This window comes from Xanthomonas sp. SHU 166 (genome assembly GCF_000364685.1).
Taxonomy (GTDB): domain Bacteria; phylum Pseudomonadota; class Gammaproteobacteria; order Xanthomonadales; family Xanthomonadaceae; genus Xanthomonas_A; species Xanthomonas_A sontii.
Genome location: NZ_AQOJ01000952.1, coordinates 1 through 9,583, shown reverse-complemented (window position 1 = coordinate 9,583; position 9,583 = coordinate 1). Strand labels below are relative to the sequence as shown.

The 9,583-nt window shown below is 69.4% G+C and carries 9 protein-coding genes; 2 read left to right on the top strand and 7 right to left on the bottom strand.

Translation table 11 applies throughout. From position 1 onward, the window contains the following. Positions 1-83 precede the first annotated feature (83 nt). The 3 genes from D180_RS23195 to D180_RS21345 all read right to left on the bottom strand — a co-directional run bounded on the left by D180_RS23195 (position 84) and on the right by D180_RS21345 (position 2,062). Positions 84-257 carry a DUF1328 family protein gene (locus D180_RS23195; RefSeq protein WP_017908222.1) on the bottom strand — a complete coding sequence of 58 codons (174 nt, stop codon included), beginning with the start codon at positions 255-257 and terminating at the stop codon, positions 84-86. A gap of 153 nt (positions 258-410) precedes the next feature. After that, positions 411-986 carry an N-acetylmuramidase gene (locus D180_RS21350; RefSeq protein ID WP_017914376.1) on the bottom strand — a complete coding sequence of 192 codons (576 nt, stop codon included), beginning with the start codon at positions 984-986 and terminating at the stop codon, positions 411-413. A gap of 101 nt (positions 987-1,087) precedes the next feature. Then, positions 1,088-2,062, bottom strand: coding sequence for a lipase family protein (locus D180_RS21345; protein ID WP_017914375.1), 975 nt, complete (start codon positions 2,060-2,062; stop codon positions 1,088-1,090). Between the two features lie 289 nt (positions 2,063-2,351). Between D180_RS21345 and D180_RS21340 the strand changes: the two genes are divergently transcribed. Next, complete coding sequence (locus D180_RS21340) at positions 2,352-2,840, top strand: pyridoxamine 5'-phosphate oxidase family protein (RefSeq protein WP_010342308.1); 489 nt, start codon at positions 2,352-2,354, stop codon at positions 2,838-2,840. Between the two features lie 172 nt (positions 2,841-3,012). Here the strand turns inward: D180_RS21340 and D180_RS21335 are convergent, their stop codons facing one another. The 4 genes from D180_RS21335 to D180_RS21320 form a co-directional block, all read right to left on the bottom strand. Further along, positions 3,013-3,270, bottom strand: coding sequence for a hypothetical protein (locus tag D180_RS21335; protein WP_157835496.1), 258 nt, complete (start codon positions 3,268-3,270; stop codon positions 3,013-3,015). A 156-nt stretch (positions 3,271-3,426) separates the two neighbouring features. Next, positions 3,427-4,485, bottom strand: a complete 1,059-nt coding sequence (locus D180_RS21330) for an HDOD domain-containing protein (protein WP_017914373.1) — start codon at positions 4,483-4,485, stop codon at positions 3,427-3,429. 315 nt (positions 4,486-4,800) lie between these two features. Next, positions 4,801-5,280: a nuclear transport factor 2 family protein gene (locus tag D180_RS21325; RefSeq protein WP_043091511.1), complete on the bottom strand. Its 480-nt coding sequence runs from the start codon at positions 5,278-5,280 to the stop codon at positions 4,801-4,803. Between the two features lie 156 nt (positions 5,281-5,436). Further along, positions 5,437-9,030: a methylmalonyl-CoA mutase family protein gene (locus D180_RS21320; protein WP_043091510.1), complete on the bottom strand. Its 3,594-nt coding sequence runs from the start codon at positions 9,028-9,030 to the stop codon at positions 5,437-5,439. Between the two features lie 218 nt (positions 9,031-9,248). On the opposite strand from D180_RS21320, the gene D180_RS21315 reads away from it, so the two are divergent. Beyond that, on the top strand, positions 9,249-9,566 hold the full coding sequence (locus D180_RS21315; protein ID WP_039726291.1) for a YXWGXW repeat-containing protein: 318 nt from the start codon (positions 9,249-9,251) through the stop codon (positions 9,564-9,566). Positions 9,567-9,583: the final 17 nt, after the last annotated feature.

Below are 9,583 nucleotides of genomic sequence, written 5' to 3'. Positions count from 1 at the left end.
GGCCCCTGCCGATCACCACAGGGCCTCGCTCTACGGACCTGTCGCGCGACGCACCTGCATCGACGCGACACCCGGCCTGGTGCCTAACTGACCTTCTTGGCCAGCATGGTGCCCAGCACGAACAGCACCAAGGCGATGGCGATGCCGGCCCAGAACAGGAACTTGGCGACGCCGATCGCCGCGCCCGCCACACCGCTGAAGCCGAGCGCGCCGGCGATGAGTCCGATGATGGCGATGATGATGGCCCACTTGATCATGATGCGGTCTTCCCGAAAACGAGGACAGGCGCACGCCGTCATCGCGTGCGCTGGCGTCGGCAGATGGCCGACGCTGGTTCGGGAGACTAGACAGCGCGGCATGCGCGTGCGGTGAAACGCAGATGCACGCGCCGTGCACGGCGCGGCGTCGCATCAGGCGGTGCCGGTCTGCGCAGGCGCCGACGCATCGGCCCGCAGGCTCGCCGGGAACCATTCCGCGCGGCGCAGCCAGCCGGCCAGGAACTCGGCGTCGGCCGGACGCTCCGCCACCAGGCGCTGGTAGTAGGCGATGCGCTGCTGCCGGTACTGCGCGTACACCTGTGCCGTGTCCGCACTGGCAAGCGCCGCCAGGGTCGCCGGCCCCATCTGGCCATCGACCGCCAAGCCGGTCGCGCCCAGTTGCTGCAGGACGCGCTGCAGCAGCGAGATCGCGACATCGCCGGCAATGACGTAGAAATCGAACACGAGCTCGGCCAACGTCTGCGAGGCGATCTGATCGGCACCGATCCTGTCCCAGTAGTCGTGCTGGTAGATCGTCGCGGCCTGCTGCACAGTCAATGCGCGCAGGTTCTGCAGCGTCGGCGCTTGGCCCAGCAGCGCTTGCGCGCAGCGCTGGAAGGTGGCCAGGGTGATGCCGCGGTTGGTGGCGCCGCCCGGATCGTTCGGGTCATCGACGAAGCCGCCCTCGAACCGCAGCAGCTGTGGGAGATACAGCTCGAACGATGCCATGGCGACGTCCTCGCGATCGATGGGCGGTCAGCGTGGCACCCGTGGCGGCACCATGCAGTGACCGCGGGCACAACGGGCGCGCCGCCAGGCCGCGCACGCACTCATGGCGTGGCCGCCGCCGGCGACGCCGCTGCCCCCTCCGGAAAGCCCAGCGCCTGCTCGGCCGCTCGCGCGGTCAGCGCCATGTCCGCCCAGGCCGGATGCGGCGTGGTGGGCGGGATCTGGCTGCGCATCAGCCGCTGCGGATCGGTCTGGTCGGCGAAGGTTCCGCTCCAGGCCTGCGGCGTCTGCCACAGGGCGTGCTGCAGCACGACCTGCATGTTGGCGATGGAGTGCCGCGCCAGCAGATGCGGAAACCAGGCGCCGTTGACGTCGTAGGCAGTGCGGAACGCCTGCCCCACCGACGCATAGCCGAACGTGGACGGCGGCAGCGACGGCGCGTAGTCCCAGTAGTTGTAGCAGCGCGTGCTGTCGGCCGCGGCGATATGCGCGGCATAGGCCTGTTCCCAGCTCGCGTCGCCGACCATCGGGCTGCAGAAGTTGATGTTGCGGCTGGGCAGCCCCGGCCGGCTCAGCGCCAGGTCCAGCGAGAACAACTGGCTCAGCGCGCCGCCCAGGCTGTGCCCGGTGACGTAGACCTGGGTCGGCGCGAAGTGCTCCAGCAGCGCGAACAACTGCGCGCGCATCGAGGCGCGCATGGCGCCGCCCCTGCCGTTGTAGATGCCGTAGAACCCGGCCGACACCTGCGGCACCGGCGTGACGGTACGGGCGCTGGGCACGAAGGCGGTGGTGGAGAAGTCCAGGTCCTCGTAGATGTCCAGGTCCGAATCGGTGCCGCGGAACGCGAACAGATAGGTCCCGGCGGTGGCGGTGGAACGGAACAGCAGACCGAACAGCTCCTCGCTGCCCCCCAGCGGGTCGCCATCCCAGCCGGACCAGCGGGCGACCAGACGGTAGTCGGACGGCGCCGAGACCGGCTTGCCTTCGTAGGCCGCGTAGGCGGCGATGCTGGCGGCGGCCATCGCCAGGGTCAGTTGCGGCGGCAACAGTGGTTGCGTCGCGGGAATCGCACTCATCGGCAAACGTCCTGTCGGAAAGCGGCGCGTGCCGCGGGCAATCGGCACACGCCTTCCCTGCGGAACCGTGGTCCGTCCGCCACGCTGCATGCGTGGCGTGGTCGCTTAGTAGCACCGGGGATCGGCGCGATGCTTCGATGCGCATCGCAGTGCGCTGCGCATCGCCGCACTTGTCTACAGGAGTCAGCGCGCACCGGCTCTGCACGTGGCCTGCACCCTCCCGTCACGGACTGCGCGCGCGCCTGCCGGCACAGTGCAGGCGGGCACTGTCGCCCGATCGGAGATCCGCATGGCCAGCCCGCAGGAACTGGAAGAGAAATTCTGGAAGGCATTGAAGTCCGACCGCACCGTGATGCTGGGCCTGGACGGCGTCGAGGACGGCCACGCCCGGCCGATGACCGCGCAGTTCGAGGGCGATCGCGGTGGCCCGATCTGGTTCTTCACCTCCAAGGACAACGCGCTGGTGCAGAAGCTGACGCAGAGCCAGCGGGTGATCGCGGCGTTCAGCGCCAAGAACCACGACCTGTTCGCCAGCATCAGCGGCACGCTCAGCGTCGACAACGACCAGGCGGTGATCGAGCGCTTGTGGAACGGCTTCATCGACGCCTGGTACGAACAGGGCAAGGACGATCCGAAACTGGCGCTGCTGCGCCTGGACCCGGATCACGCGCAGATCTGGCTCAACGGTTCCAGCCTGATGGCCGGCATCAAGGTGCTGTTCGGCATCGACCCCAAGCGCGACTACCAGGACAAGGTCGCCGACGTGCCGCTGCGCTGAGGCAGACGCGCTCGCCACGCCGCCGTCGCGCCGGCTGCATGCGTGCAGCCGGGGCATCCCGCTCGGCCGGCCGCCTCCTGCCCGCCGGGCGCATCGGGTCTGCATGAGGTCGAGAAAACGCGCCGCGCTTCATGCGAGCGGCGCATGGCGTCGACCGCGCCGAAGCAACGGGTCATTCGGCCTTTAGCAGTCCACGGATCGCATCGCGCAGCACGGCTTCGGTGGCCCGCTGGGCACGATCGAGCTGGTCTTCGGCCGCCGCCTCCGCCAGCCGCAACCATGCCTGCGCCCCCGCCGCGTCGGCGTGCCGCACGGCCATCAATGCCCGGCAGCGCGGGCGCAACGCTGGAGCGATGGCGCCACCTTCATGGGCGGCGATCGTCGCCAACGGCGCCAGCAAGCAGATCAGCCTCGGCGCCAGCGTGGACACGACAGGGATCCGCGCCTGCGTCGGCGCATGCTGTCTCGCGCTGTCGGCTGCGCCGACCTCCCGTCGCATCGCCCGGTAGCCGCGCATCGCTTCGGCACCCGGCCGCTCTGCCGCACGTTTCGACCAATCACTGGCTGGACCACGCAACGGCGCCACCTAACGGCGATAGCGCACCGCCAGCTGCGCGGCCGCCGCGGCGCGATGCCGGCGCAGGGCCAGGCCGAGCGCACTCATGGTCGCCACATCGGCGTCGCCCGACTGCTCCTCCAGGGCGCGTTGCACGCGCGGCGACAGCCCCCAGTCCGCAGAGATAGCCTTGGCGCAGTGTGCCGACCACGCCTCCAGCATCTCGGTCATCGCCGCCGGCGTTGGCGCAGCCTCGACGTGGCGTGCGTGGACATCGCGCAGCACCTGCACCACCGAGACCGCGCCCAGCCCGCACAACAGAGCCAGCAGCTGCGCGGCGTTCGCATCCTCGCGGTCGGGCCCCTGGGAGGCGGCGTGGGCCGACAGCAGGGTGTGTTCCCACAGCACCGCCGCACAGCGGCCGAAGACGCTGCCGTCGTCCACGATCACCGGTTGCAGCAGCGCCGCCAGCACGATCTGGCGCAGGCCCTCGGTGCCGAGCAGGGCCACCGCCCGCTCCAGGTTCTCGATCGGCTCGGGATGGCGGCGGTAGACGACGCTGTTGGCGATGCGCAGCAGGTTGCCGGCCAGCGCCGGGTCCTGGCCCAGGATCGTGGCGATGGAATGGGCGCCGGCGGTCGGGTCGTTGATCGCGCGGGTGAGCTGCGGCAGCAGGTGCGGGCGTCGCGGCGTGTAGCGCGGATGCGCGTCGATGCGCGCCAGCACCGCGGCGGCCTCGGCCATGACCGCCGGCGCAGGCGTGGCCGACGTGCTCACCGGCCGGCCGGCGAATGCCAGCTCGCACAGGCGCGCCAGGATCGCGGCGTCCGGCACCGGATCCAGATCGAGCAGGGCCGGGTCGGCGAAAGGGTCGAGGCCCGGGTCCACCGGGGCAACAGGCGCGACTGGCGCGGTGGGTGCAGACACTGCCGGTGCCGCGGATACGTCGGCATCCTCGGCATGGACGCGCGCCTGCGGCGCCTCGGCCGCATCGCCAGGGCCACGCCGCAGCCACCACCACAGTCCGCCCCCCAGCACCAGCACACCCGCACTGATGGCAATCCACATGATCGGCACGATCGTCGTCATCCGCAAAACATCGCCAGGTCCCCGCGCCCGGCCACCGGTGCGCGCCCACGCGGCACGCCATGTCATTCAAGCACGCCGCGCGGGTTTCTGCGCAACGCCGACGTGATGCGGTGGCCGACCGCCGTGAGGCGGTCATGGACAACGCGCGATCGCGCCACTCAGCTGCAAGCAAGCGGCGTGCCGACAGCGCCCTTCACAACTCCAGCAGCCTGTTGCGCCGCTCCTCGCTGCCGCCTGCGGACGGCACGTGGCGGGTATGGTCGGGGCGATTGGGCTTGAACGCCGACCTCTGGGGGGCGACGGCCGCCCCCTCGCTCAGTGCGGCGCCGGTGCGGTGCGATGCCCGTAGCTGAGTACCCGCGTCAACTTCCAACCGTCCGGGTCCTGGCGCCACACCATCACGAACTTGGCGATGCCCTCGCAGCGGCCGCTGGCCAGCTCGCAGAAGCGGTGCTCGCCTTCCTCGATCGCCCCGAAGTCCTTGATCGGATAGACCCGCAACGTACCGGGCAGCAACTCGCGGCGGACCTTGCCGCAGATCCATTTGCGCGTGTTGTCGACGACGCTCGCGCGGTCCCAGGTGACGCCGCCGGTGTCGTGGTAGAACTCCACGTCCGGCACGAACGACGACTCGAACGCCGCCAGGTCGCAGCGGTTGTAGGCCTCGAACAGGCGCTGGTCCAGCGCCGCAACGGTGTCGAACAGCGGCCCCGCCGCCCCATCCCCGGCCGGTTCCGCCGCGCGGGTCGTCGCCGCGCACGCCATCAACACTGCCAACGCTCCCCAGGCTTTCATCGGCACCCTCTGCGTGAATCGATGGGACACTATGAGACCGCCCGGGCCGCAGCCACAAGATTGCCGCGTGCGCTGGCGCGGCGCCGCAGAAGCGCACGCGGCAGGCACCCTCGCCGTCCCCGGCGCGCCGGCGTCGGCAGCCACGACCGTCGGCGCCTACATGTTGCGCCGATACTCGCCGCCCACCTCGTACAGCGCATGGCTGATCTGGCCCAGGCTGTGAGTCTTGACCGCCTCCATCAGCGCCGCGAACACGTTGCGGCGCTCGCGCGCGGTGCGCTGCAACGCGCCCAGGCCGGCGCCACCGGCGACCAGCGCCAGCGCGTTGCGGCGCTGCTGCCAGTCGCGCACGTTGCCGATCTGCTGATCCTTTTCCTGCTCAGTGGAGCGGATCAGCTCGATCTCGGTCGCGGTCTCGCCGGCATGCTCCTTGGGCAGGAAGGTGTTGACCCCGACCAGCGGCAGACTGCCGTCGTGCTTCTTGTGTTCGTAGTACAGGCTCTCTTCCTGGATCTTGCCGCGCTGGTACATGGTGTCCATCGCGCCGAGCACACCACCGCGCTCGCTGATCGCCTCGAACTCCTTGTACACCGCTTCTTCCACCAGGTCGGTGAGCTGCTCGACGATGAAACTGCCCTGCCAGGGGTTCTCGCAGAAGTTCAGCCCCAGCTCCTTGTTGATGATCATCTGGATCGCCACCGCGCGGCGCACGCTTTCCTCGGTCGGCGTGGTGATCGCCTCGTCGTAGGCGTTGGTGTGCAGGCTGTTGCAGTTGTCGAACAGCGCGTACAGCGCCTGCAGCGTGGTGCGGATGTCGTTGAACTGGATCTCCTGCGCGTGCAGCGAACGGCCCGAGGTCTGGATGTGGTACTTCATCATCTGGCTGCGCTCGTTGCCGCCGTAGCGCTCGCGCATCGCCCGCGCCCAGATCCGCCGCGCCACCCGGCCGATCACCGTGTACTCCGGGTCCATGCCGTTGCTGAAGAAGAAGCTCAGGTTCGGCGCGAAATCGTCGATGTGCATGCCGCGCGCCAGGTAGTACTCGACGATGGTGAAGCCGTTGCTGAGGGTGAAGGCGAGCTGGCTGATCGGGTTCGCCCCGGCCTCGGCGATGTGATAGCCGGAGATCGACACCGAGTAGAAGTTGCGCACCTTCTGCTCGACGAAATACTGCTGGATGTCGCCCATCATGCGCAGCGCGAACTCGGTACTGAAGATGCAGGTGTTCTGCGCCTGGTCTTCCTTGAGGATGTCGGCCTGCACCGTGCCGCGCACGCTGGACAGGGTCTGCGCCTTGATCTGCGCGTAGGTCTCCGCGTCCAGCAACTGGTCGCCGCTGACCCCGAGCAGGGCCAGGCCGAGGCCGTCGTTGCCCGGCGGCAACGCGCCGTGATAGCGCGGGCGTTCGCGGCCTTCGAACAACCGGGCCAGCGTCTGCTCGGCCTGGGCCCAGCGCTGCGCGTCGGCCTTCAGATACTTCTCCACCTGCTGGTCGATGGCGGTGTTCATGAACATCGCCAGGATCATCGGCGCCGGGCCGTTGATGGTCATCGACACGCTGGTGGTCGGCGCGCACAGGTCGAAGCCGGAGTACAGCTTCTTCATGTCGTCCAGGGTCGGGATGTTGACTCCGGAGTTGCCGATCTTGCCGTAGATGTCCGGGCGCGGCGCCGGGTCCTCGCCGTACAGGGTGACGCTGTCGAAAGCGGTGGACAGGCGCGCGGCCGGCTGGCCGACGCTCAGGTAGTGGAAGCGCCGGTTGGTGCGCTCGGGCGTGCCCTCGCCGGCGAACATGCGGATCGGATCCTCGCCGGTGCGCCGGTACGGATACACGCCGCCGGTGTACGGATAGCTGCCGGGCAGGTTCTCCTTGCCGAGGAAGGTCAGCAGTTCGCCCCAGCTCTTGTAGCGCGGCGCGGCGATCTTCGGAATGGACTGGTGGCTCAGCGACTGCCGGTAGTTCTCCACCCGGATCGGCTTGCCGCGTACCGCGTATTCGGTGACCGGGTCGGTGATCGACTTCAGCCGCTGCGGCCACTCGCGCAGCAGCTTCAGCGACTCGCTGGACAGCGACTGCAAGGCATCGTTATAGCGCTGGCGCAGGAGCAGCAGGCTGGCGTCGACGGCGTCGACGGCGTCGGCGGACGCCTCGGCGGATGCGCGCGACGCCGGCAGCAGATCCTGCGCCGCATACAGTTCCAGTTGCGCCGGCAGCTGCGGATCCTGCAGTTCGTGCAGCGCCTGCCAGAACGCCTGTGCGCGGTCGGCGGCCTCGGCCTGGCGCAGCACCCCGGCATTGAGCGCCCGGCCCTGCTCGGCGATCTCGGCCAGGTAGCGCACGCGTGCGCCGGGAATCAGCACGGTGGCGCGCGGCTCCTTGAGCGTGGTGTCGAGCTGCGGGCGGAAATCGCAGTGCGCCGGCGGGCCAGCGGCGGCATCCGCCTGCGCCGTCAGCTTGTCGCGCAGCAGACGGCACAGATTGACGAACATCCAGCTCACGCCGGGGTCGTTGAACTGGCTGGCGATGGTCGGATACACCGGCACCGCCTCGTCCTCCAGCTGGAACGCCGCGCGGTTGCGCCGCCACTGCTTGCGCACGTCGCGCAGCGCGTCCTCGGCGCCGCGCCGGTCGTACTTGTTCAGCACCACCAGTTCCGCGAAGTCGAGCATGTCGATCTTCTCCAGCTGGCTCGGCGCGCCGTAGTCGCTGGTCATCACGTACACCGGGAAATCGACCAGATCGACGATCTCCGAATCGCTCTGGCCGATACCGGCGGTCTCCACGATCACCAGGTCGTAGCCGACCGCCTTCAACAACGCGATGCAGTCCTTCAGCACCCGGTTGGTGGCGGCGTGCTGGCGCCGCGTGGCCATCGAACGCATGTACACGCGCGGGCTGCGCAGCGCGTTCATGCGGATGCGGTCCCCGAGCAGCGCGCCGCCGGTGCGGCGCCGGCTCGGGTCGACCGAGACCACCGCGATGCGCATCTGCGGGAAGCTGGCCAGGAAGCGGTTGAGCAGTTCGTCGGTGACCGAGGACTTGCCGGCACCGCCGGTGCCGGTGAGGCCGAGCACGGGCGCGGTGCGCACGCTGCGGGACCCGGGACCGGGGACCCGGGACCCGGTGGTGCCCGGCAGGCCGGATTGCCATTGCTTGCGCAGCAGCGCCAGCTCCGCTTCGGAGAACGCCCCGTCCTCGATGGCCGACAACATCCTGCCGATCCCGATCTCGTCGTCGATGCCCGGAAGCGGAATGCCGGCCTGTTCCGGGTCCCGGGTCCCGGGTCCCGCGTCCCGCGCCCGCCCGGCACGCGCCACCACGTCCTCGATCATCTCCACCAGGCCCATCTTCATGCCGTCGTTGGGGTGGTAGATGCGCTCCACGCCGTAGGCCTGCAGTTCGGCGATCTCCTCGGGCGTGATGGTGCCGCCACCGCCACCGAATACGCGTACATGGCCGGCGCCGCGCTCGCGCAGCATGTCGACCATGTACTTGAAGTACTCCACGTGCCCGCCCTGGTAGGACGACAGCGCGATCGCGTCGGCATCCTCGTGCAGCGCTGCGCGCACCACGTCCTCGACGCTGCGGTTGTGGCCGAGATGGATCACCTCGGCGCCCTGCGCCTGGATCAGGCGACGCATGATGTTGATCGCGGCATCGTGGCCGTCGAACAGGCTGGCGGCCGTGACGAAACGTAAGGGACTGGCGTCCGTCTGCGGCAACGGAACGCGGGACGCGGGAAGGCTCATCGTGCGGACATCGAAAAGAGAATGCCGCGATTCTAGGCGTGCAGCGCGACACGGGCAGGTTGCGCTGCAGCATGCGCACTTGGGCGGCAAACCGCGTACGCGACGTCGCACCTGGCTATCCGCTGCATGAATACGCCCTCGGAAACGCGTCAACAACCGTGCCAGTCGCGGCGTTTCCTCCCGCGTCGGCAGCCCGCCGATGCCTTCGGAGACATCGCATGTTCGCTCGTCCCTTGTTGCTGGCCACCCTGCTCGGCGGCACGCTCGCCGGCGCCATGGCCGCCGCGCCCGCGCAGGCGCGCGAAGTGGTGGAACTCTCGGTTCGCACCCCGCCACCGCCGCCTCGGGTGGAACGGGTGGTGGTGCGGCCCGGCTATGTCTGGATGCCCGGTTACTGGCAATGGAACGGACGCCACCACGTCTGGGTCGCCGGCCGCTACGTGGTGGAACGGCCGGGCTACGTCTACGTCGGCCCGCGCTGGGAGCACTACGGCCCCGCCTATCGCTTCCACGCCGGCTATTGGGCACGTCACTAATCCCAGCTCCCCGAACC

Excerpts from the sequence above, each read along its gene's own strand:
- D180_RS23195 (WP_017908222.1), bottom strand. The coding sequence starts at position 257 with ATGATCAAGTGGGCCATCATCATCGCCATCATCGGACTCATCGCCGGC.
- D180_RS21325 (WP_043091511.1), bottom strand. The coding sequence starts at position 5,280 with ATGAAAGCCTGGGGAGCGTTGGCAGTGTTGATGGCGTGCGCGGCGACG.
- D180_RS21320 (WP_043091510.1), bottom strand. The coding sequence starts at position 9,030 with ATGAGCCTTCCCGCGTCCCGCGTTCCGTTGCCGCAGACGGACGCCAGT.
- D180_RS21315 (WP_039726291.1), top strand. The coding sequence starts at position 9,249 with ATGTTCGCTCGTCCCTTGTTGCTGGCCACCCTGCTCGGCGGCACGCTC.
- D180_RS21345 (WP_017914375.1), bottom strand. The coding sequence starts at position 2,062 with ATGAGTGCGATTCCCGCGACGCAACCACTGTTGCCGCCGCAACTGACC.
- D180_RS21340 (WP_010342308.1), top strand. The coding sequence starts at position 2,352 with ATGGCCAGCCCGCAGGAACTGGAAGAGAAATTCTGGAAGGCATTGAAG.
- D180_RS21350 (WP_017914376.1), bottom strand. The coding sequence starts at position 986 with ATGGCATCGTTCGAGCTGTATCTCCCACAGCTGCTGCGGTTCGAGGGC.
- D180_RS21330 (WP_017914373.1), bottom strand. The coding sequence starts at position 4,485 with ATGACGACGATCGTGCCGATCATGTGGATTGCCATCAGTGCGGGTGTG.